19 protein-coding genes are annotated in these 21,401 nt (G+C 63.7%); 5 read left to right on the forward strand and 14 right to left on the reverse strand.

Annotation, left to right across the window (positions count from 1 at the left end; all coding sequences use genetic code 11):
• Positions 1-106 precede the first annotated feature (106 nt).
• The gene (locus ACWFUC_RS21185) at positions 107-1,498 is read right to left on the reverse strand and encodes an aminotransferase-like domain-containing protein (protein WP_489623197.1); all 1,392 of its coding nucleotides are present in this window, start codon (positions 1,496-1,498) and stop codon (positions 107-109) included.
• 227 nt (positions 1,499-1,725) lie between these two features.
• Between ACWFUC_RS21185 and ACWFUC_RS21190 the strand changes: the two genes are divergently transcribed.
• Positions 1,726-3,027 (forward strand): hydroxymethylglutaryl-CoA reductase, degradative, encoded by a 1,302-nt coding sequence (locus ACWFUC_RS21190; protein ID WP_489623198.1) that lies wholly within the window; start codon positions 1,726-1,728, stop codon positions 3,025-3,027.
• 61 nt (positions 3,028-3,088) lie between these two features.
• On the forward strand, positions 3,089-4,303 hold the full coding sequence (locus ACWFUC_RS21195) for an ABC transporter substrate-binding protein (RefSeq protein ID WP_489637319.1): 1,215 nt from the start codon (positions 3,089-3,091) through the stop codon (positions 4,301-4,303).
• Here the strand turns inward: ACWFUC_RS21195 and ACWFUC_RS21200 are convergent.
• On the reverse strand, positions 4,293-4,445 hold the full coding sequence (locus tag ACWFUC_RS21200; RefSeq protein ID WP_489623200.1) for a hypothetical protein: 153 nt from the start codon (positions 4,443-4,445) through the stop codon (positions 4,293-4,295). The two genes, ACWFUC_RS21195 and ACWFUC_RS21200, sit on opposite strands and share 11 nt — an antisense overlap.
• Positions 4,446-4,702: 257 nt before the next feature.
• On the opposite strand from ACWFUC_RS21200, the gene ACWFUC_RS21205 reads away from it, so the two are divergent.
• Positions 4,703-6,004, forward strand: coding sequence for an MFS transporter (locus ACWFUC_RS21205; protein ID WP_134136051.1), 1,302 nt, complete (start codon positions 4,703-4,705; stop codon positions 6,002-6,004).
• Between the two features lie 45 nt (positions 6,005-6,049).
• Here the strand turns inward: ACWFUC_RS21205 and ACWFUC_RS21210 are convergent, their stop codons facing one another.
• From ACWFUC_RS21210 to msrP, 11 genes are all read right to left on the reverse strand, one after another.
• Positions 6,050-6,385: a helix-turn-helix domain-containing protein gene (locus tag ACWFUC_RS21210; RefSeq protein WP_039785071.1), complete on the reverse strand. Its 336-nt coding sequence runs from the start codon at positions 6,383-6,385 to the stop codon at positions 6,050-6,052.
• Between the two features lie 140 nt (positions 6,386-6,525).
• Entirely contained in the window at positions 6,526-6,900 is a 375-nt protein-coding gene (locus ACWFUC_RS21215; RefSeq protein WP_134222813.1) for a helix-turn-helix domain-containing protein, read from the reverse strand.
• A 2-nt stretch (positions 6,901-6,902) separates the two neighbouring features.
• The gene (locus ACWFUC_RS21220) at positions 6,903-7,301 is read right to left on the reverse strand and encodes a hypothetical protein (protein WP_039785067.1); all 399 of its coding nucleotides are present in this window, start codon (positions 7,299-7,301) and stop codon (positions 6,903-6,905) included.
• A 9-nt stretch (positions 7,302-7,310) separates the two neighbouring features.
• Positions 7,311-7,886, reverse strand: coding sequence for a biotin/lipoyl-containing protein (locus ACWFUC_RS21225; RefSeq protein WP_489637320.1), 576 nt, complete (start codon positions 7,884-7,886; stop codon positions 7,311-7,313).
• A gap of 26 nt (positions 7,887-7,912) precedes the next feature.
• Complete coding sequence (locus ACWFUC_RS21230) at positions 7,913-10,012, reverse strand: ATP-binding cassette domain-containing protein (protein ID WP_489637321.1); 2,100 nt, start codon at positions 10,010-10,012, stop codon at positions 7,913-7,915.
• A gap of 929 nt (positions 10,013-10,941) precedes the next feature.
• The gene (locus tag ACWFUC_RS21235) at positions 10,942-11,817 is read right to left on the reverse strand and encodes an EAL domain-containing protein (RefSeq protein ID WP_489623202.1); all 876 of its coding nucleotides are present in this window, start codon (positions 11,815-11,817) and stop codon (positions 10,942-10,944) included.
• Between the two features lie 70 nt (positions 11,818-11,887).
• Positions 11,888-13,213: a TolC family protein gene (locus tag ACWFUC_RS21240; RefSeq protein WP_489623203.1), complete on the reverse strand. Its 1,326-nt coding sequence runs from the start codon at positions 13,211-13,213 to the stop codon at positions 11,888-11,890.
• Between the two features lie 329 nt (positions 13,214-13,542).
• A complete protein-coding gene (locus tag ACWFUC_RS21245; protein ID WP_489623204.1) occupies positions 13,543-15,255 on the reverse strand; it encodes a tetratricopeptide repeat protein in 1,713 nt (570 codons plus the stop codon).
• A 55-nt stretch (positions 15,256-15,310) separates the two neighbouring features.
• On the reverse strand, positions 15,311-16,009 hold the full coding sequence (msrA, locus tag ACWFUC_RS21250) for a peptide-methionine (S)-S-oxide reductase MsrA (protein ID WP_121042007.1): 699 nt from the start codon (positions 16,007-16,009) through the stop codon (positions 15,311-15,313).
• A gap of 77 nt (positions 16,010-16,086) precedes the next feature.
• On the reverse strand, positions 16,087-16,743 hold the full coding sequence (msrQ, locus tag ACWFUC_RS21255; protein WP_402707234.1) for a protein-methionine-sulfoxide reductase heme-binding subunit MsrQ: 657 nt from the start codon (positions 16,741-16,743) through the stop codon (positions 16,087-16,089).
• Between the two features lie 14 nt (positions 16,744-16,757).
• The gene (msrP, locus tag ACWFUC_RS21260; protein ID WP_034334017.1) at positions 16,758-17,726 is read right to left on the reverse strand and encodes a protein-methionine-sulfoxide reductase catalytic subunit MsrP; all 969 of its coding nucleotides are present in this window, start codon (positions 17,724-17,726) and stop codon (positions 16,758-16,760) included.
• A gap of 242 nt (positions 17,727-17,968) precedes the next feature.
• Here msrP and ACWFUC_RS21265 point away from each other — a divergent pair, with 242 nt between their 5' ends.
• Positions 17,969-18,640, forward strand: coding sequence for a heavy metal response regulator transcription factor (locus tag ACWFUC_RS21265; RefSeq protein WP_121042020.1), 672 nt, complete (start codon positions 17,969-17,971; stop codon positions 18,638-18,640).
• On the forward strand, positions 18,637-20,103 hold the full coding sequence (locus ACWFUC_RS21270) for a heavy metal sensor histidine kinase (protein ID WP_489623205.1): 1,467 nt from the start codon (positions 18,637-18,639) through the stop codon (positions 20,101-20,103). The genes ACWFUC_RS21265 and ACWFUC_RS21270 overlap by 4 nt, the downstream gene beginning before the upstream one ends.
• Here ACWFUC_RS21270 and ACWFUC_RS21275 read toward each other — a convergent pair.
• A complete protein-coding gene (locus tag ACWFUC_RS21275) occupies positions 20,033-21,196 on the reverse strand; it encodes an AI-2E family transporter (RefSeq protein WP_489623206.1) in 1,164 nt (387 codons plus the stop codon). The two genes, ACWFUC_RS21270 and ACWFUC_RS21275, sit on opposite strands and share 71 nt — an antisense overlap.
• Positions 21,197-21,401: the final 205 nt, after the last annotated feature.

Raw genomic sequence — 21,401 nt, forward strand, 5'->3', positions numbered from 1 at the left:
CGAGGGCAAGTGGAACAAGACAACTAAGCCCCGAACAGACGGGCAATGGCGGTTCTCTTCCCGACGGCGCGGAAACCATGCCGGCATTGCCCCAGCATGCGGGAATTCAAGCTTGTTGATCCAGCAACCTGGCCATGGCGGCGGCAAATCGCGGGTCCGACAGCTGTCCGACATTGAAGCGGGACCATGGCACGCTGTGTTCCGGGTCGACATGGAAGATGCTGCCCGGAGCCAGCACCACGTGATGCGCCATTAGGGCCTGCGCCAGTGGCCGGGCATCCGTAAAAGCGGGAAATCTCGCCCACAGGTACATGGATTGCTGAGGCGCGCAGAACAACTCTGCCCCCAGTTGCTGCAGCTGGTGGCAGGCGGCGTCGGTGGCGTGCGCCAGACGCTCGCGCAGACGCGCCGTGTGGCGGCTGAAGTGGCCGTCGGACAAGATCACGTCCAGCGTGCGCTCGCAGTATTCGGAACTGCTCATGTGGACCAGCATCTTGATGTCGGCCAGGTCACTGGCCAGATCACGGTGGCAGGCAATGAAGCCCACGCGCAGCGCGGCGGACACCGACTTGGAAAAGCTGCCGATGTAGAGCGTGCGGCGCAACTGGTCCAGCGTGGCGATACGCGGCGCGGTAGCCGGCTTGAAGTCGGCGAAGGCATCGTTCTCCACGATCAGGGCATCGTGGCGATCGGCCAGTTGCAGGATCTTGTGCGCCTTGTGCGGAGAGGTGTCCGAGGCCGTGGGATTGTGCGCCAGCGACTGGGTGAAGAACAGCGGCGGCTTGCCGGGCAGCTTCAGTTCGCGTTCCAGGGCCTCGATATCCGGCCCGTCCGCATGGCGCGGGATGCCGATGATGCGCGCACCGGACAGCTTGAGTTTGCCGTACAACATGTAGTAGCCCGGTTCATCGACCAGCACGCGATCGCCGGGGCGGATGAAATTGCGGATCACGATATCGAGCGCCTGGTTGGCCCCGTGGGTCAGCACGATCTGGCTGGTGGCGGCCTCGATGCCATGCTGCGCCAGCTTCTGCACCAGGTGCTGGCGCAGCGGCAGGTAGCCGAAGCGGCTGCCGTAGCCGAACAGCGCACCCATGCCGGTGCGCACCACCTTCTGGTGGAATTTGTCCAGCCGCACATCGTGCAGCCATTCCACCGGCGGGAAGCCATCGCCCAGGCGCAGATGGCCGGGGTCGTGCTTCAACTGCTCGCGCATGAGCCAGACCACGTCCATGGCGCGGCTCAGGCTGCCCTCCTCTTCTTCCTTCGGGCGCGGCGGCGTGGCGCAGACGAAGAAGCCGGAGCCGCGCCGGGGCTCGACCACGCCTTGCGCCGTCAATTCCTCGAACACGTTGACGATGGTGTTTTTGGCACAGCCATGCCGGGCGGCCAGCTCGCGGATCGACGGCAGGCGGCTGCCGGGAGCATGCGCACCCTCGGCGATCTGGCGACGGATCAGTTGAACCAGGGTCTGGGTGAGTGTCTGGGGGATGGTCACGGATAAGACTCTCCAAAAAGCAGGCAGGTACTCGCTCGCCCGGCCCGCGTCGTCGGGACTTGCTGCAATGCAAAGGGATTGTCCTGGGTACAGTTGCCCTGCTGTTGGCAGCAACTGTACCCATGCGCAATGGTACACCCTTGCTATTCTGCCAGCGCTGGACGGGGGGCGCGCAGCCTGCCGCCCATTCCAGATCTTCATATAACGACGAAAAGAGAGACCACCGCATGCACAGTGACAAACACTCCGCGACCGATTCGCGCCTGCCCGGATTCCGCAGCCTGACCCCGCCGCAACGCCTGGCTGAGGTTGCGCGCCTGGCCGGGCTGGGCGAGTCCGAGCAGATCCTGCTGGGCCAGCCCGGAGGCCTGCCGCTGGCCACGGCCGACGGCATGATTGAAAACGTGGTCGGCACCTTCCAGCTGCCGCTGGGTGTGGCCGGGTATTTTCAGCTCAATGGCCGCGATGTACTGGTACCGATGGCGGTCGAAGAGCCCTCGGTGGTGGCGGCAGCGTCCTTCATGGCCAAGCTGGTCCGCGCCTGCGGCGGCTTCCAGACCTCCAGCAGCACGCCGCTCATGCGCGCCCAGATCCAGCTGCTCGGGGTGACCGATCCGCACGGCGCGCGGCTGGCCATCCTCAAGGACCGCCAGGCCATCATCGACATCGCCAACAGCCGCGATCAGTTGCTCAACCAGCTGGGCGGCGGCTGCCGCGACGTCGAAGTGCATGTCTTCCCGGATACCCGGCGCGGTGCCATGGTGGTCACGCACCTGATCGTCGACGTACGCGATGCAATGGGCGCCAATACCGTCAACACCATGGCCGAAGCGGTGGCCGGACATATCGAAGAAATCACCGGCGGCAAGGTGCGGCTGCGCATCCTCTCCAACCTGGCCGATCTGCGGCTGGCGCGGGCCAGGGTGAAGGTTTCTGCCCAGGTGCTGGCCACCAGCGCATACAGTGGCGAGGAAGTCATTGATGGCATCGTCGATGCGTATGAATTTGCGGCCGTCGATCCCTACCGCGCCGCCACCCACAACAAGGGCATCATGAACGGCATCGATCCGGTCATCGTCGCCACCGGCAATGACTGGCGCGCGGTGGAGGCCGGGGCTCACGCCTACGCCTGCCGCCATGGCCGCTACACTTCGCTGACGCACTGGGAAATTGCCGCCGATGGCGACCTCGTCGGTACGCTGGAAATCCCCATGCCCGTGGGCCTGGTGGGTGGTGCCACCAAGACACATCCGGCGGCACGGGCGGCCTTGAAGATCCTGGGCGTGCAATCGGCGCAGGAGCTGGCCGAGGTCGCCGTGGCGGTGGGGCTGGCGCAGAACATGGCCGCGCTGCGCGCGCTGGCGACTGAAGGCATACAACGCGGCCACATGGCACTGCACGCGCGCAACATCGCATTGGCCGCCGGGGCCGAACCGCATGAGATGGACTGGCTGGTGCAGCAGATGGTGGCTGGCCACGACGTCCGGGTGGACTACGCCAGATCGCTGCTGGCCGAACGCCGCCGCTGAAGCACGAAAAACAGAACGACCCGAGCCGCCCAGCGGCCGATCACAACGAGGAGACAAGCACATGATCCCATCGACCACGCTGCGCAGGCTGGCAGCCGCCTGTGCCATTGCAGGCGTTTTTGCAGGGCCGGCCATGGCCCAGGTATCCCATGACGCGGTACGCATCGGCTTCATTACCGACATGTCCGGCCCCTATGCCGATACGGATGGACTGGGCGGGCTGGAAGCCATCCGCATGGCGGTCGCCGACTATGGCGGCAAGGTGCTGGGCAAACCCGTCGAGATACTCTCGGCGGACCACCAGAACAAGGCCGACATCGCCGCCACCCGCGCCCGTGAATGGGCTGACGAACGCGGGCTGGACATGTTGATCGGCGGCGTCAATTCGGCCACGGCCTTGTCGATGAACAAGGTGATGGCCGAGAAGAAGCGCGTCTACATCAACATCGGCGCCGGGACCGCCCGCCTGACCAACGAGGAATGCACGCCCTACACCGTGCACTATGAGTACGACACGGTGGCGCTGGCCAAGGGCACGGCCAGTGCGGTGATCAAGCAGGGCGGCAAATCCTGGTTCTTCCTGGTGGCGGACTATGCGTTCGGCCATTCGCTGGCCAATGACACCAGTGCCGTGGTCAAGGCCAATGGCGGCACGGTCGTCGGGTCGATCAAACATCCGCCGCAATCCTCGGACCTGTCGTCCTTCCTGCTGCAGGCGCAGGCGTCCAAGGCGCAGATCCTGGGATTGGCCAATGCGGGCGAAGATACCGTCAATTCGATCAAGGCCGCCAAGGAATTCGGGGTGACCAAGACCATGAAGCTGGTAGGTCTGCTGATGGTGATCAACGACATCCATGCGCTGGGACTGGCCAATGCCGAGGGCCTGATGATGACCGACAGCTGGTACTGGGACAAGGACGAGCCCTCGCGCAAGTTTGCCGAGCGCTTCTACCAGAAGATGAAGAAAATGCCCAGCACCCACCAGGCGGCCGCCTACTCGGCCACCATGACCTACCTGAAGGCGGTGGAGGCCATCGGCACCGATGATGCCACCAAGGTGATGGCGCAACTGAAGAAGACGCGCATCGATGACTTCTACAACAAGGGTTACATCCGCGCCGACGGGCGCAACATCCACGACATGTATCTGTACCAGGTCAAGTCGCCGGCCGAGTCGAAGAAGCCTTGGGATTACCTGAAGCTGCTGGAAACCATCCCAGGTGAACAAGCCTTCACCAGTGTGGCGGATTCCCGGTGCAGCCTGCTCAAGCAGTAAGGGACAGGTGAAGTTTCTGGCCTGAAGTCCAGAGCAACCCCTGCAGGCCCTTGTCGGCCAGCAGATTGAGCAGTTTGAGGGCGGGGCCGGCGGAGCGGGCCTCGCCCTTCTTCATTGAGGTGCCGCCAGGAAAGCTGAACACAACCTCCTGACCCTTTGTGCGGTCTTTACATCAGCGGCTTGCCTTGGCCGAGTCTTGCACCTACTCTTGCAACCCAGCCCAGCCGGCCTGCTGCATTGGTCCGATCGTCCGCCCGCCTGTGAATGGCACAATATCGCGGCCGCTCATTCGTCAGCGACGACACGGCCGCCTGCCATCGTTAGCGAGGCGCGACGCAGCAGCCGGTTCGCCGGCCAAGATTTCAACAAGCCAACAAGACCATCCGCCAAGGAGTCACTTTGAGTCAGCATCCTCCCCGCCAACCTGCCAGTCCGCCCGCCCCGGCGGGGTTCACGCGCTACCAGAAGACCGTCGTCGGTCTGCTGGCCTTCCTGCAATTTGCGGTCATTCTCGATTTCATGCTGATGTCGCCCCTGGGTGCCGTGATCATGCCCGCCATGCAGATCACGCCGCAGCAATTCGGGCTGGTGGTATCGGCGTATGCCTTCAGCGCCGGGGCCTCGGGCTTGCTCACGGCCGGTTTTGCCGACCGCTTCGACCGCAAGCGGCTCTTGCTGTTCTTCTATTCCGGCTTCGTGCTGGGGACCGTGTGGTGCGGTCTGGCGCAGAGTTTTGAAAGTCTGCTGATCGCGCGTATCGTCACGGGCCTGTTCGGGGGCGTGATCGGCTCCATCACGCTGGCCATCGCCACCGATCTGTTCGCGCCGCAGCTGCGGGGACGCGTCATGGGCATCATCCAGACGGCCTTCGCGGCCAGCCAGGTGCTGGGCATTCCGATCGGGCTTTATCTCTCCAATACCTGGAACTGGCATGTCCCGTTCCTGGCCATGGCCGCGCTGGGCGCAGTGGGCGGGATCGTGGTCAGCTTCAAGATGCAACCGGTGGACGGGCACCTCAAGCTCAAGCAGGAACACACGGCGTGGATGCACCTCTACCACACCATCACCGAGCCACGCTACCTGACCGCGTTTGCCACCACGGCCCTGCTGATGACGGGCGGCTTCATGCTCATGCCGTTCAGCAGCGCCTATCTGGTCGGCAACCTGGGCATCGACCTGCATCACCTGCCGACGGTCTATCTGGTCACCGGCCTGTGCACCATCGCCTTCGGTCCGCTGATCGGACGCGCGGCCGACAAGGTGGGCAAGTTCCGGGTCTTCGTCTTCGGTGCCGTACTGTCCATCATCATGGTGCTGATCTACACGCATCTGGGACCGGTGACGGTACCGATGATCGTGCTGGTCAATGCCGTCCTGTTCCTGGGCATCTTCTCGCGCATGATTCCATTCCAGGCCCTGGTCTCTTCGGTCCCCGCGACTACCCAGCGCGGTTCCTTCAATGCCATCAGCGCCTCCATCCAGCAGCTCTCGGGGGGTGTGGCCTCAATCGTGGCCGGACATATCGTCACGCTGGGGGCCGATGGCCGGTTGCAGCATTTCGACGTCGTCGGCTATGTCATCGTCGGTACCACGCTGCTGGCCTCGGTACTGGTCTGGCGACTCAACCGCGACGTACAGGCGCGCGCCGCCATCCTCGCGGCCGCAGCACATGCGTCGCCGGCCAACGCAGCGGGAGGCTGACCGCCCCTCCGAGCGGGGTATCTGCGCAGCGGCCATGCAGATCGCTCAGGCCGCAGTGCGGCCGGCGTAACTGGCCAGTGTGCGGATGATCTCGCGGCCTTGCACGTCCGTGCGGCAGTAATGGTCGACCAGTAGCCTGACGTCCGAATCGCTTTCCTGCGGCAGGACGTCCGGCTCGCTGCCGGTCAGCAGCCAGTTGAGATCGACCGCAAATTCGCGGTAGAGCTGCAACAGCAGCTCCCCGCCCGGCATGGCCTTGCCGGCTTCCAGCCAGCTGATGTGGCCGGTCGATGTATTGAGGCGCTGACCCAGCTCGCGCTGGCTCAGGCCGTGGGCGAGGCGGATCTCCTTGATCCTCCCCCCGATTTCTTCACTGAACATGTCTTCTCCTCTGAACGGACGCACCCGCGTGAGCCGCCCGTATCCCCGTCCCCACGACTGCGCCGAGGCCAGCAGCCCCGTGCCGAACCAGTGACACCCCCGCCGGACGGCAGCAGCGGGGGCGTAACCGGCGACCGCTCTCAGCCGCGCCGGCTTACCAGGAAGCTCGCGACCGCCATGACCAGCGACTTGCCGCGCTCCGATGCGCGGACGTAGTCACCAATGAGCACCTTGATGTGAAAACCATGGCGCGGCGGCAGTTCTTGCTCCAGGCCGGTCAGGAGCCAATTGATGTTGACGTCGAACTCCCGGTGCAGCGAACGCAGGAAGCGTCCACCGGGCATGCTGTGCCCCAGCTCGACGCAACTGATGTAGGCACCCGAGGTGCCCAGCCGGCTGGCGAAGTCGCGCTGGTTCAGGCCACTCAGCTGACGCGTGGCCTTGAGGCGTTCGCCGATGGCTTGCTTGGCAGCAGGCGTCGTCTGGGGCGGCGCGTTGTCGATGGGCGCGTCCATGCTCAGCCTCCGAACGGAAACGCCGGTCCAGGTACCACGATCGGCTGCGGCGGTAGCGGCACATGCACATCGGCCGCCGGCACTTCCGCGCCAGTAGCGGATCCGGATTGATGCAGGAAGTCGAACTGTTCACTCTGCATGAAGATCTGCTGCAGGGTCAGCACGCCATCACTGAACTGCAGCCGCCGGTCCGGATTGACCAGGGCATCCAGCGCACCTTCCCGCAACAGGATCTGGCCACCGCTGCGCAGCACCAGCAACAGGTCGATGCCGAGACTGCGCACGTCCTGGATGGTCTCGATGGGAATCTTGCGCAAGGCGGTGCCGGCCTGCATCACGTCGAGCGTATAGGTGGTCTTGCCCATCAGGGCGTCCTCGATGGAACTTGCGGCATCTGACATCGGGCCTCCTCACTCGGTCTTCTGGATACGGATTTCCAGACCTTCCGTGCCGGACTGGCGTGCTGCCGGAACCGGTTCGATACGCTGGCGGATGCGCGCGGCCGGGACGCCGATGGACAGCAGATGATTGCGCACTGCCACCACGCGATAGAACGCCATGCGGTTGGACTCCGACAAGCCTTCCACGGCCGCAGAGGAAATGGTGAAGCTCTGTTCGAGGCTGGCGTTCCACTCAAAGTGCTTGATGAAGGTTTCGTTCAGGCGCGCCAGGCTGATGCGCAGCGCTGCGACCTTGGCGCGGCTGTCGTTGAGGGAGGTCTGGATACGGTCCTGCTCCAGCACCATCAGCAATTGCCCCTGCTTGACGGCCTCCCCCTCCTTCACCAGGATCTGCTTGACGGGTCCGCCATCAGGGGCCTGCACCGACTGCGTACGGGAGACCGCAATCACCTGCCCTTGCGCGCGGGTGACCTGATCGATGTGGCTCAGGCCGGCCCAGACCAGCAGCAGCAAGACACTGAGCATGGACAGGCGCAACATCCAGCGCGCCGAGACCAGGGAGTGATGGGGATCGGGTTTATTCATTTTCAAGCTCATGGTCATGGCGAACCTCAGGCGACGACGGCATTCCCCGCACTGGCGGTATCACCGCGCAGTCGGGCCAGGACGGCATCGCGCGGGCCGTCGAGCACGATCCGGTTGCCCACCACCACGATCACGCGTTCGACCATGGGCAGGAAGGCAGGCTTGTGGGTAACCACCACCAGCGTGCGGCCACCGCTGATTTCTTCATTGAGCACGCCCAGGCAGTGACGCTCCAGGTCTTCATCCATGGAGGCCGTGGGTTCATCGAGCAGGAAGATGTCAGGCCGGCACAGCAGCAGCCGGGTGAAGGCCACCAGCTGGCGCTGGCCACCGGACAGGCCGCGCCCGCCCTCCTGGATCGGCAGGTCCAGTCCCTTGGGATGGGCTGAGACCAGGCGCAGCAGGCCGGTGCGCTCCATCACCTGGCGCAGCACTTCGTCGCCGGGATCGGGCAGGCCGATCAGTAGGTTCTCGCGCAGGGTCCCGACGAAGAGACGGTGGTCTTGCTGGAGATAGCCGATGTGCTGATTCAGCGTCAGGCGGTTGATGTTGGCCATGTCCAGGCCATCGATCAGGATGCGGCCCTGCTGGGGCCGGTACAGCCCGGACAGCAGGCGCAGGATGGTGGACTTGCCGGCACCGATCGGTCCCAGGATGGCGACGCGCTCCCCGGCACGGATACTCAGCTGGTCAATGCTCATGGCATTGAGCAGGCTGCCGGCATAGGTGAATTTCACCTCTTCCACACGGAACTCGCCGCGCAGACTGTCCGGGGTCAGCTGGCGCTCGTTGCCCTGATCGGTCTGCAGGGCATAGATCTTTTCCAGTCCGGCCAGGGTGGCCTTGGTATGCGCACGCTGCACCATCAGGCCGGGAATCATGGCCACCGGGGCCAGGATGCGGCCACCCAGGATGGAGCAGGCGATCAACGCTCCCATGGTGATCTGGCCGTTGATGACCAGGAAGGAGCCGACGATGACGGTGGTCGAGTAGCTCAGTTGCTGCAGCATGGCAGCGATATAGCCGGCATGGTCGCCGATGGCGCGCATGGCCATGTCGCTGCGGATGGACTCGGCACTGACGTCGATCCAGCGCGAGAGGAATTTCCAGCCGCCGGAACCGGACTTGATGGTCTCGACGCCCTCCACCGTCTCCACCAGCAGGCCAGTCTTGAGGTTGGAGGCCGCCGCGCTCTTGTCGGCCAGCCGTACCACCTTGCGATTGGAGAGGTAGCCGATGCCGATGGCCGCCAGCCCGAACACGGTCGGCACCAGCGCCATCCAGGGGCTGGCGATGAAGGCGATCACCAGTACGAACAGCAGGCCCAGCGGCAGGTCGACCAGGGTGAACAGCGTCTGCGAGGTATAGAAGGAGCGAATTTGTTCATATCCGCGCAGTTGCCCGGCCAGGCTGCCGACGGAACCTGGCAACTGGTCCACCCGGACCGACAGCAAGCGTTCGAAGAGCGCCTGCGAGAGCTTGGCATCGAGGCCGGAGACCACGCTGTCCATGATGTGAGAGCGCGCGAACTTCATGCCCAGCTCGAAGACGATGGCCAGCGAGACGCCGATGGCCAGCACGATCAGCGTAGCCACGCCGTGCGTAGGAATGACCCGGTCATAGACCTGCATCGAGAAGACCGAGGCCCCCAGCGCGATGACGCTCATCACCACCGAGGCAATCACCACTTCCAGGATGATGGGACGGTATTCGCCAAGCGCTTCCTTGAAGACGCGTTCAAAACCGTGCTGGTCCGGCTTGTTGCCGAGCGGGGCGAAATCGAGCTTGTAGGCGCCTTCGCTCAGATCACTGTCGCTGACCAAAGCATGGCCCTCTTCACTGATGAAAATCCAGCGGCCATCGGGACGCTGGTCGGCGATGACACCCCAGCCGCGCTCGCGCACCACGCCCAGCATGGGAAGCTGCGCGCGGTCCGGCTTGGCCAGATGCTGCGACTTGGACAGGCTCAGGGCAGCGCAGAGGCTGTTGATGTCGATGGCCGCTGCGCCGCTTTTCACCATCGATTGGGTGATGGCGGCATTGAGCCGGACGCTGTCGATCACCACACCGTGGCGTCGCGCTGCCGTCATCACGGCCCATGACAAGGAAGACGCCAGTTCACTCATGACAGGCCTCCCGGGAAACCAGCAAGGCAGCTGGATACAGGCCCGTGCAGCCTGCGCCGGACATCTTGCTGGCCGCAGCGCGGCGCACCGCACCGGCAACGGGGGGCGAACTGGGACAGGAATGAATATTCTTTCTCATGGCGATTCGTTTGGTTTGATATCAGTCGCGACGATCGGCCTTCCTTCAGGGGAAGGACTGTCGACGGCGCGTATTCGGACGATGCGGACGATGCGGACGTACTCGGCTTGATCGACAGTGAGAGCGAAAAACGGGAGAGAACCCCTCGGACGATGTGTCGCGCGATGCCAGAAATGACCGGGATGCGTCATCGTTGCTGCTTTGCCATCTCAGCAACAGCGGGCAAAACCGAGGGAGATCTCGTCCGGAATCAGGCGCTGCGGCAGATCGTCAATGGGCCTAATGATCTGTGAAAATATATAAAGATTTAATTGTCCTTTAGTTCATTTCAGACATATTTGTAGTCTCGAAAAAACTAAGTAAATGACGATTTCAGTCGATCAGAGAACAAACCTCACTCTGGAACGATGGACGCCCTTCCTGTCGACGAGTGAAGAGAAAATCCAGGACCACTTTCGCGAGGATCAAAGAAATACGGAAGATCCTGGAAAGCCTCTTCATATCTGGATACACAAAAGAGAACTCCCCTCGAATCATGTTGAACCCGAGGGGAGCTTGGTGCCATTCGCCACCTGATCACCGACAATCAGTCAGCACTGGTGACAGCGTCTCCGCCAGACCATTAACATCGACGCCGTACTAACTTTATCTAACATTTTGCGCTTAACAAATTGTCTGATGGTGCAGACGGAATGAACTATCGAAGGCAACGTCGAGTGGACGACATCAACAGCAACGGAGAGGAAAGACCAGACAGGAAAGGACGCCTGTGCGCACAGCCCGCGCAAGCTCAGTGCGAGGACTGAAGATCCGGCACCACCACGGCCTCCGCGGAGCCGCCAGCCGCGAGAGAAGACAACGGCGATTCCGCGGCGTGCAACGACAGCGGCGACAGTGGCGAACCCGCCGGGCTCGCTGCCCGATCGCAATAGCGCGCAAATTCAGCGGCCAGCATCGGCCGTGCGTAATGCCAGCCCTGGGCATAGTCAACGCAGGCCTGCTCCAGATAGCGCGCCTGCACCGGCGTTTCCACGCCTTCCGCGACGATCTTCAGCTTGAGCTTGCGGGCCAGGTCGATGATGCAGGCCAGCACCGGATGCTCGTGATCCGTGCCGATGCCGATGACGAAGGAACGATCCAGTTTGAGCACATCACATGGAAGTTCGTGCAGATAGCGCAGGCAGGAATAGCCGGTCCCGAAATCATCCAGCGCAATGAGATGCCCCCGCTCCCGCGCCCGGGACAGCGTCTCGCGGCTCGGCAGGGTTTCCATGCTGCTGCTCTCGGTGATTTCCAGCCAGAGTTGGGCCGGCACGATACCGGTGCCGTCCAGCGCGGCATCCAGCACCTCCAGGATGCGGCCGCTGTTGACATCCTGGGCCGGGATATTGACGGCCGCATGCAAGCAGCGATGAGCGCGCAGCGTGGGGGCCAGGTCGCTGACGGTCTGTTGCAGTACCCGGTCGGTGATGGCATTGAGGTAGCCGTGCCGCTGCGCCGCAGCCAGGAAACGGTCCGGCGGCAACAGTGCACCGTCCTCGCGCTGCCAGCGCACCAGGACTTCCGCGCCAGCACAGCGGCCGTCGGCCAGTACCACGATGGGCTGATAGACGACTCTGAATTCCTCGCGCTCGATGGCGCGCTTGAACTGCGCTTTGGTGATCATGCTCCCCCCCTGCCGCAGTTCCCCTTGCGGTCGCCGTGCGCACCGCACCGGATGCGCACGGGATTGATGGTCAGCGTACCTGGTCCAGGCCATACGCCCACAATTGCAGCTTGCGGCCATCCGCGATGATCATGGCCGTGACGTCGGCCTTCTGCAGATCGGTCTGCACCACTTCGCGGGCGGCATTCATCACGTCCAGCCAGGAGCGCCGGCCCGACAGATATTGGCGGGTATAGGAAGCCAGCACCTCCTCGGACGATACGCCGACGTCTTCCAGATTGCGTGCACGCGCCTCGGCTTGCTGATACTCGGTGTAGGTGGCGGCCATCTGCGAGATCAGTTCCAGCCGTGCCGCATCCACGGCCAGCAGCGCCGACTGATAGCGGCCCTGCGCGGCGGCCACTTCCGAACCCAGCGACAGGCCGGCCCCCAGCTGCATCTGCATGCCGATGAAAGCACGGTTGGCATTGGGGGTGTGAGGCACGCTGAAGTTGCCGCGCTGGTGCTCCAGGCGGGCATAGACTTCGGGCCAGTAGGAGGCACTGCGGATCCGGATGGCCGACTCCTGGACCTTGGCATCAGCGCGCAGGCGCTTGAGCAGCGGGCTGCTCTCCAGCATGCTCTCGGTCAGTGCGGGCAGATCCTCGCTGACGGACATCTTCGCCACATCGGCACGCAGCTCTTCATCGCTCAGCGGCAGGCCGACCAGTTGTTCCAGTTGCAGCCGCGCCGACTGGCGGCTGGCCTTGGCTCCCAGCAGGTCGGTCAGTGCCTGGTCGCGGCGGCCGCGCACCAGCGTCACGTCGACGCGCGCAGCGGCGCCTTCCTTCTCGCGGCGCTGGCTCTGTGCGAGGAAATCTTCCAGCGCTTTCAGATTCTTCTGATTGGCCTCGGTGGCCAGATCCGAACGCACCCACAGGCTGTATTGCGAAATGACCTGCTCGGCCAGGCGGAAACGCTGTTCACGCAGGGCTTCGCCAGCAGATTCATGATTGTGTCCGGCCTGTTCCAGCTGGGCCGTCAGGCGGCCGCCGGACCACAGGGTCTGCTGCAGGCGCAGGGTCACCACGGTATCGTCGCCGTTGTACGAAATGTCGCGCGAACTGGTCACGCCGGCGCGTTCGACCGACATGGACGGTGTCGGGAAGAATTGCCACTTGGCCGACGAGATACCTTCGGCAGCGGCGTCGACGGCACGTTGCCGAGCGACCGCGGCGGGATTGTTGAAAGCGGCTTGCTTGACCAGATCACCCAGGCTGACAGCGCCCGCCGGCAGGCTCAACAAGCCCAGTGACATCGCCATCACGGCAGCCAGCCGGTTGGGCCAGCGCGGGCGCGGCAAGGTGGAGGAAGACTGCGGGCCGCACGCGCCGCCAAGGGGGAGGATGTCGTTCATCTGCGCTCATTTCAGGTTGATCTCGTCCAGGGAGGAAGGTCTCGCGGCAGGCGGGAAGACGGCGCCGGGCGCCGTACTTCACGCACCTGCACACTGGCCGGGCAGCAGCCGCAAAGGCGGCAGGGCAGCCGGCCGGCTGCGATGACGGGTGACGAGAATTGGCTTGGATGATCGCGGAAAGGACGGGGGGGAACGAATTGTCCGATGGTGCAGAAATCTTCATACGACCTCGAAATAATTCGAGAAACACTACAAAGATTAATGAAGAACAGCTGCAGACCCTGCCAAGAACGTCTGCAGCCGGAAGCGCTGCACGGGTTCCGGCACGCTCAGGAAGAAAACGACGCTACCGCCAAGGCGGCACGCAAGGTGGTGATGACCTCATCCCAGTCGCCCGCACGCTGCTGGCGGAACAGCCGTGCCGTCGGATACCAGGGCGAGTCATGGCGCTGCAGGAACCAGCGCCAGTCCGGTGCATAGGGCAAGGCGATCCAGACCGGCACGCCGAGCGCGCCGGCCAGGTGGGCGGCTGCCGTATCGACGCTGATGACCAGGTCCATGCAGGAAAGCGCAGCGGCCGTATCGGCGAAATCGCGAATGCCCTCCCCTACCGCATGCCACTGCGGCCCGGCCTGCTGCAGCCATTGCGCATCGGCGGTGCGCAGATCGGGCTGGATGATGAAGAAGGACACCCCGTCACGCGCCTTGGCCAGAGCCGCAAAGCGCTCCAGCGCAATGGACCGGCGCGCATCGTTGGCATTGCCGGGGTTGCCGGAGCAGATGATGCCTGCGCGCACCTGCCCCGGCGCACGCGGTGCCAGCGCGTCGATATGCTGCTCCCACTGCCGCTTGAGGTCGATATGAACGTTCAGGTAAGGCACCGGTGCCGGGATGTTGTCCATCGCCGTATTGCACACCAGCGGCAGGCTCATCAGCGGCAACTGATAATCGATCGCGGGCAAGGCGCCTGCGGTCGGCACCAGCTGAATGCGCGAGGCCACCGGCAAGCCCTGCATCAGGGTGAACAAACTTTCCGGAACCTCGAACACCACCTCGGCCCCGGCCTCGACGATCTGCTGCACGTAGCGGCTGAACTGGATGGTATCGCCCTGCCCCTGCTCGGCCCACAGCAGGATGCGCTTGCCGGCCAGCGAGCTGCCGCCGTTCCAGGGCGGGATGGCGGCGTGGCGATAAGGATCGGCACCGCGTCCTTCCCAACGCCATTCGTAGAGCGGCAAAGCCTCTTCCAGCCGGCCAAGCACCAGCAGCGACAAGGCCAGGTTGACATGGGCATCGGCGTCCTTGCCATCCATGCGCAGGGCGCGGCGGAAGCTGTCGATGGCTTCCTCGTGGTCACGCAGGCGCGCCAGCGTGGTGCCACGGCTGACGTGGGCATCCACCAGGTCAGGGTCGAGAATGAGGGCGCGATCGTAATAATGCAGCGCTTCCTCGTAGTCACCCAAGGCATGTTCGATCAGGCCTGCATCCAGCCAGTATTGCGCGCGATCATCGAAGCGCAGCAGCACCTGGCGCAGGCATTCGCGTGCGGCTTCCCACTGGCCGGCGCGATCATGCAGGCGCGCCTTGCGGTGCCAGGTATCGGGAACATCGGGATTGCGCCGCAGTGCCTCTTCCAGCAAGGCCAGCGCCTGGCCATCGTTCTTGCCGGAGGGCGACATGCCCTGCAAGGCGGCCGAGGCGGCGACGAAGAACTCGGGACGTTCATGCCCCGCCTCGATCAGGTCGCGATAGAGCAGGAAGCTGTCTTCATATCGCCCCTGCTCGTAGAAGGCGCGCCCCAGGCGATAGCGCAGGGCCAGCGCTTCCTCGCTGTCGGGGTCGACCAGCGGCAAGGCCTGCTGCCAGGCCAGGGCGGCTTCTTCGAAACGTCCTTGCGCGGCCACCACGCTGCCCAGCAGCTGCAGCGCATCCTTGTGCCGGGGATGGGTCTCCAGCAAGCCGAACAGCACTTGTTCGGCGGCGGCGTAATCATCCTGGTGGAAATGGTCGAGGGCGAGGCGCAGGGATTGAGTGGCGTTCATGGCAGGCGGGATGAGACAAACCCGCGTATTGTCTCATCCCTGCCGCAGTACTGCGTCAGCGCTTGAACACCAGTACCGGATCGGCACGATAGATGGCCGGGTACATCTTCTGCAGGTTGCTGATCTTGGGCAGGTCGTTGTAGGCGATGTAGGGCTGGTTCGGATGCAGCGTGGCGTAATCCTGATGGTAATCCTCGGCCCGGTAGAAACCTTGCAGCGGCGTCACCTGGGTCACGATGGGAGCGCTGAAGACCTTGGCGGCATTGATCTGGGCGATGTAGGCCTGGGTGGCCCGGGCCTGTTCGTCGCTGGCGGTGAAGATGGCTGAACGGTATTGCGTGCCATGGTCCGGGCCCTGGCGGTTGAGCTGGGTCGGGTCATGCGCCACCGAAAAATAGATCTGCAGGATCTGGCCATAGGAAATCTTGCGCGGATCGTAGGTCACCTGTACCGCTTCGGCGTGCCCGGTGGTCCCGGAACTGACCATGGAATACGTGGCCGAATCGGCCTTGCCGCCGGCATAACCGGACACCGCCTGCAACACGCCCTGGGTATGCTGGAACACCCCCTGCACACCCCAGAAGCAGCCACCCGCGAGGACCACGGTGGCCGTGTTGGCGGTGGAAGCCAGCACCGCCTTGCCACTGGGAGCGGGCACCGCCACCGCCGCTTCGGCAGCAAAAGTGGAAGCACAGGCCAGCGCCAGGCAAAGGCTGGCCGCAGAGGCCAGGACGGCAGGTTTGAACAGGGACATGGCAGGCTCCGACAGGGCAGGGAAAAATCAGAAAATCGGCTAGGACGATCAGGTCAAACGCACAAGATATGAAGCATTCAGCGCCGCACGGGCTTTCCCGGCGTGCCCGATGCGCCGCTGCGCCGCCACAGCAGGCGCAAAGCGAGCATCACCCCGACCAGCACCGCAAACAACAGCGGCTGGGCGATCAGGTTCTTGCCGGCCTTGTCCCACCAGTAGTGCAGCACGCCCAGCGGCACGATCACATAGACCAGCCGGTGCAGGGCCTGCCAGCGCTTGCCGCCCAGGCGTCGCACCATGCCGTTGGTACTGGTGATGGCCAGCGGGATCGACAGCAGCAGCGCCAGCACGCCCACGGTGATGAAGGGCCGCTTGACGATGTCCTTCCAGATCTCGCCCAGGTCGAAGAAGTGATCGAACCAGACGAAGGTCGTGAAGTGCAGGCACAGATACAGAAACGCCATCAGCCCCAGCATGCGGCGCATGCGCACCAGCCAGTTCAGCCCGGTGATCTTGCGCAGGGGCGTCACTGCCAGGGTGATGCAGAACAGATACAAGGTCCAGTCGCCGGTGCTGTGGGTGATGAATTCCAGCGGGTTGGCCCCCAGGCCGCCGGTGAAACCCAGCACCACCAGCCGCCCCAGCGGAACAAAGGCCAGGGCCAGGAACAGCCACCACAGCCCCGTCACGGCGCGTGGCTTGAGATTGCGCAAGGCGGCCGGAGCGAGCTGCATGCCTGATCCGATCCTCAGAAGAACTTGCGCAGGTCCATGCCGGTGTACAGGCTGGCCACGTCGTTGTATCCGTTGAACATCAGCGTCTTGCGCTTGGGCGCAAAGAAGCCGTCTTCGCCGATGCGGCGCTCGGTGGCCTGCGACCAGCGCGGGTGGTCCACGTTGGGGTTGACGTTGGAGTAGAAGCCATATTCCTGCGGAGCGTAGAGATTCCATGCGGTCTTGGGTTCTTCCTTGACGAAGCGGATCTTGACGATGGACTTGGCCGACTTGAAGCCATACTTCCACGGCACGATGATGCGCACCGGCGCGCCGTTCTGGTTGGGCAGCACTTCGCCGTACATGCCCAGTGTCAGCAGGGTGAGCGGGTGATTGGCTTCATCCAGACGCAAACCTTCACGATACGGCCAGTTCAGGATGGGGGTGGACAGGCCCGGCATCTGCTTCTTGTCGGCCAGGGTGACGAATTCGACATACTTGGCATTGCCCGTGGGTTCGGCCTTCTTGATGAGCGCCGAAAGCGAATAGCCGATCCAGGGGATCACCATCGACCAGCCTTCCACACAGCGCATGCGGTAGATGCGCTCTTCCAGCGGGGCCAGCTTGGTCAGGGCATCCAGGTCCAGGGTCATGGGCTTCTTGACCTCGCCTTCGATGTCGATGGTCCACGGGCTGGTTTTCAGGCTGCCGGCATTCTTGGCCGGATCGGCCTTGTCGGTACCGAACTCGTAGTAGTTGTTGTAGCTGGTGGCGTCCTTGTAGGCGGTCTGCTTGTCCATGACCGCGAAGGCGTTATTGAGCTGGGCCGGCAGCTTCTTGCCCTGCTGGGCGAAGGCCTGCGGCAGCGCGCCCATGCCGCCGGCCAGGGCGGCACCGGCCGCCACGCGCGCCATGAAGCTGCGGCGCGACAGGTAGAGATCACGCGGGGTGATCTCGGAGGCGGTCGGGATGTCAATCTGGTCGGGACGAATCTTGATCAGCATGGTGCGCTCCGGCAAAAAAGGAAGTGAATGCAAAGCGGAGGCAAGGCCTGGACCTCGCCGATGAGATGCCATGGTAAAAGCGGCGCGGTGACGCGCGGGTGGCATTTTGATGACAATTTTGTCATGAAGAAAAATCCCTCCATTGCTAGAATCGAGTGCATTTTCCGGTTCATTCTCTCCGATCCGGGCCGCCTTTGCAGCGGCGCTTCCCGTCCATTCCACCAAACACGGTTTCCCACAGCATGGCCATCCTGGTAATCGAAGACGACCCCAAGACCGGTGACTACCTGCGCAAAGGCTTGCGCGAATCCGGCTACGCCGTCGACCTCGCCCGCACCGGCAGTGACGGCCTGCACATGGCACTGGAACAGGACTACGACCTGGTGGTGCTGGACGTGATGCTGCCCGGCCTGGATGGCTGGCAGGTCATGAGCGCACTGCGCAGCAAGCGCGACCTGCCGGTGCTGTTCCTGACCGCCAAGGACCAGGTGGAAGACCGCATCCGCGGCCTGCAGCTGGGGGCCGACGACTACCTGGTAAAACCCTTTTCCTTCACTGAACTGGTATTGCGCATCCGCACCCTGCTGCGCCGGGGCGTCACGCGCGAGGCCGAGGTCTATGAGATCGCCGACCTGCAGCTGGACCACGTGCGCCACAAGGTCACGCGCCAGGGCATTCATATTGCCCTGACCAACAAGGAATTCATGCTGCTGCACCTGCTCATCAAGCGCCGGGACGAGGCACTGTCACGGTCCGTGATCGCCTCGCAGATCTGGGATATGAACTTTGACAGCGACACCAATGTGGTCGATGTCGCCATCAAGCGCCTGCGCGCCAAGATCGATGCGCCCTTCGAGAAGAAACTGATCCACACCGTGCGCAGCGTCGGCTACATGTTTTCGGAAAACCCATGAACGCCGGTGACACACCCGTACACGGCTGGACCCTCACTTCCCGCGTCACCGCCCTGTTCGCATTGATGACTGCGCTGGTGGTCACCGGCCTGGGCTTTTACCTGGATCGCGCGGCCGGGGTCGCCCTGTCGCAACGGGCCGACCAGGCCCTGATCGGGCGCGTGGAACACTTCCGCAACCTGATGCACGACCTCTACAACGTCGAGCAGATGGAGCAGCGCCCGGCCCTCTTCGAAAGCATGATGGGCAATGAGCAGGATGTGCGCATCTTTCGCCGTCAGGGTGAAGCGCCCTTCATCCAAAGCAATCCCGATCATCTGCAGCCGCCTGAGATGACCCCGCTTCCGGTGGGCCGCCCGGTCAGTTCGGCCAGCCTGCAGACCAGCTTCCGCCCCGATGGCGTGAAGGTACGCTGGGTCTCGGCACTGGCCGATGTGGGCAAGGGTGGTGCAGGCGGAGACCGCGTGGAGATCGTGGCCGCCTATGTGATGGTGCAGGAAAGCCGCATGATGCACAGCTACCGCTGGCGCATTGCCGGTGCGGCGGGCGCTGCCATCTTGCTGACCTCGCTCTTGGGATTCCTGCTGCTGCGGCGCGGGCTGCAGCCGCTGGAAGCGATGAGCCAGCGCGCCGCCCAGATCACGCCCGACCGCCTTTCCACCCGCCTGGAGCAGGACGGCATGCCCTCCGAACTGCGGCGCGTGGCGCTCTCCTTCAATGCCATGCTGGACCGGCTGGAGGCTGGCTACGACCACCTGGCGCAATTCTCCGGCGACCTGGCCCACGAGATCCGCACGCCCATCAACGTGCTCATGGGCCAGAGCCAGGTGGCCCTGGGCCAACGGCGTAGCCTGGAAGAATATGAACAATTGCTCGAATCGAATGTGGAGGAATTGCAGCGGCTCTCGCGCATCGTCGAGAACATCCTGTTCCTGGCGCAAGCCGACCATGCGACGCTGGCCGTGGAATGCAGCGCGCTGGACCTGCATGAAGAATTGGGCAAGGTGACCGATTACTTCGAAGGCATCGCCGACGAACGCGGCCTGCGCTTCGAACTGCAGGCCCAGGGTACTTGCCACGCCAACCGCGACATGTGGCGGCGGGCAGTGAACAACCTGGTCATCAATGCGGTGCGCTACGGTGAGGCCGACAGCGTCATCCGCATCCAGGCCGAGAACGACGCCAGCGGCAGCCGCATCCTGGTGGACAACCGCTGCGAAGGCGTCACGCCCCATGCGATGGCGCGCATGTTCGACCGTTTCTATCGCGGCGACCGTTCGCGCAGCGCCTTTACCGAATCCAACGGCCTGGGGTTGGCCATCGTCAAGGCCATCATGGCCTTGCATCGCGGCACGGCTGCGGTCGAATGTCCGCAGCCGGGCTGGATTCGCTTCAGCTTGTTCTTCCCGTCGGCGGCAGCGCAGGCGGGACAGTTGCAGGTTCCGCCACCTCTGCCGACCTGAGCGCTTCCTGCGCGGCCTGGGCCGCCAGTTCAGCCTCGCGGGCTTCGGCCGCACGTCTTGCTTTCTGGGCCGCCGAGGCACGCGTGAAGATGATCTTCAAGGCTGCCATCACCGGCACCGACAGGAAGATGCCCGCCACCCCGCCCAGCTGGTCACCGGCCAGCAGGCCCAAGATCACCATGAGCGGGCTCACTTCCACGCCCTCGCTCATCAGGTAAGGATTCAGTACGTAATCCTGGAACACCCGATACGCCACGATGAAGCCCACCAGCCACAGCAAGTGGTCATAGCCGCTGAAGCCGGCCACCACCAGGGCAGCCGCACTGGCGGCGAGCGGACCGGCAAAGGGAATGAATTCCAGCACCGCCGCCAGGCCCGCCAGCAGCATGGCGTAGGGCACGCCCATGAGCGAGAAGGCGATGCTGTAGGCCACGAAGGTGGCAATGGAGAGGAACAGCAGCGCGCGCACGTAGCGCGAGAGCAGCACGTCGAGATCCTTGATGATGCCATCCCACAGCTTGCGGTTGGAACGGTTCATCCAGGACAGGATTTCATCGCGCATGGCCGGCGCTTCCTTGATGAGCAGGAAGCTGATCACCGGCACCAGCACCAGGTAGATCAGGTTGCTGGCCGCATGCATCACGCCCACCCCGAACTGCTTGGCCAGCGGCATGGCCTGGTCGGTGCCGTTGGCGAGCTGGTCTCGGATGAAGCCGAGGATGCGTGCGCGCAGCGGTTCGGCAAAGCCCGGCAACGGGATCTTGGACACCGCATCATTGGAACGCAGCAGCGCCGGCAGTTGCTCGGACAGGCGCAGGGCTTCCTCCTGGATGCGCGCGCCGAAGATGGTCGCCACGGCTGCCACGATACCGATGGCCAGCACGAACACCACCGCAATGGAGACCGCACGCGGCACCTTGGCCGGGCGCACGCGCTCGACCTGCTCCACCAGCGGATAGACCAGGTAACTGAAGAAGACGGCAAACACCAGCACCAGCACGGTGGCCGAAATGGTATAGGTGACATAAAGCAGCAAGGCCACCAGGAAGACGGTCCAGACGATCCTGGCCACGCGGAAATCGAAACCCAGCATAAATATTCATCCTTGGAAAAAGAGGACGCAGCATGCGTGCGCCACGGGCAACCCCAGCCCGCCAGCCCTTCGCCACCGAGGTGAAGAAACCCGGTGGACGCTTGCACTCAGTCGTACTCAGTTGCACTCAGTACTTCACCTGTAGCGTGGCGGAGATGTCGTTTTCCAACCCCTTTCCACGCTACGGCTGAGCTGCAAATGCACC

This window comes from Herbaspirillum sp. Her4 (genome assembly GCF_057961335.1).

What these genes read in the sequence shown, in the direction of transcription:
- ACWFUC_RS21195 (WP_489637319.1), top strand. Translation starts at nt 3,089, where the DNA reads ATGATCCCATCGACCACGCTGCGCAGGCTGGCAGCCGCCTGTGCCATT.
- msrA (WP_121042007.1), bottom strand. Translation starts at nt 16,009, where the DNA reads ATGTCCCTGTTCAAACCTGCCGTCCTGGCCTCTGCGGCCAGCCTTTGC.
- ACWFUC_RS21235 (WP_489623202.1), bottom strand. Translation starts at nt 11,817, where the DNA reads ATGATCACCAAAGCGCAGTTCAAGCGCGCCATCGAGCGCGAGGAATTC.
- ACWFUC_RS21210 (WP_039785071.1), bottom strand. Translation starts at nt 6,385, where the DNA reads ATGTTCAGTGAAGAAATCGGGGGGAGGATCAAGGAGATCCGCCTCGCC.
- msrP (WP_034334017.1), bottom strand. Translation starts at nt 17,726, where the DNA reads ATGCTGATCAAGATTCGTCCCGACCAGATTGACATCCCGACCGCCTCC.
- ACWFUC_RS21190 (WP_489623198.1), top strand. Translation starts at nt 1,726, where the DNA reads ATGCACAGTGACAAACACTCCGCGACCGATTCGCGCCTGCCCGGATTC.
- ACWFUC_RS21275 (WP_489623206.1), bottom strand. Translation starts at nt 21,196, where the DNA reads ATGCTGGGTTTCGATTTCCGCGTGGCCAGGATCGTCTGGACCGTCTTC.
- ACWFUC_RS21240 (WP_489623203.1), bottom strand. Translation starts at nt 13,213, where the DNA reads ATGAACGACATCCTCCCCCTTGGCGGCGCGTGCGGCCCGCAGTCTTCC.
- ACWFUC_RS21225 (WP_489637320.1), bottom strand. Translation starts at nt 7,886, where the DNA reads ATGAATAAACCCGATCCCCATCACTCCCTGGTCTCGGCGCGCTGGATG.
- ACWFUC_RS21220 (WP_039785067.1), bottom strand. Translation starts at nt 7,301, where the DNA reads ATGTCAGATGCCGCAAGTTCCATCGAGGACGCCCTGATGGGCAAGACC.
- ACWFUC_RS21270 (WP_489623205.1), top strand. Translation starts at nt 18,637, where the DNA reads ATGAACGCCGGTGACACACCCGTACACGGCTGGACCCTCACTTCCCGC.
- ACWFUC_RS21215 (WP_134222813.1), bottom strand. Translation starts at nt 6,900, where the DNA reads ATGGACGCGCCCATCGACAACGCGCCGCCCCAGACGACGCCTGCTGCC.
- ACWFUC_RS21245 (WP_489623204.1), bottom strand. Translation starts at nt 15,255, where the DNA reads ATGAACGCCACTCAATCCCTGCGCCTCGCCCTCGACCATTTCCACCAG.
- ACWFUC_RS21265 (WP_121042020.1), top strand. Translation starts at nt 17,969, where the DNA reads ATGGCCATCCTGGTAATCGAAGACGACCCCAAGACCGGTGACTACCTG.
- msrQ (WP_402707234.1), bottom strand. Translation starts at nt 16,743, where the DNA reads ATGCAGCTCGCTCCGGCCGCCTTGCGCAATCTCAAGCCACGCGCCGTG.
- ACWFUC_RS21230 (WP_489637321.1), bottom strand. Translation starts at nt 10,012, where the DNA reads ATGAGTGAACTGGCGTCTTCCTTGTCATGGGCCGTGATGACGGCAGCG.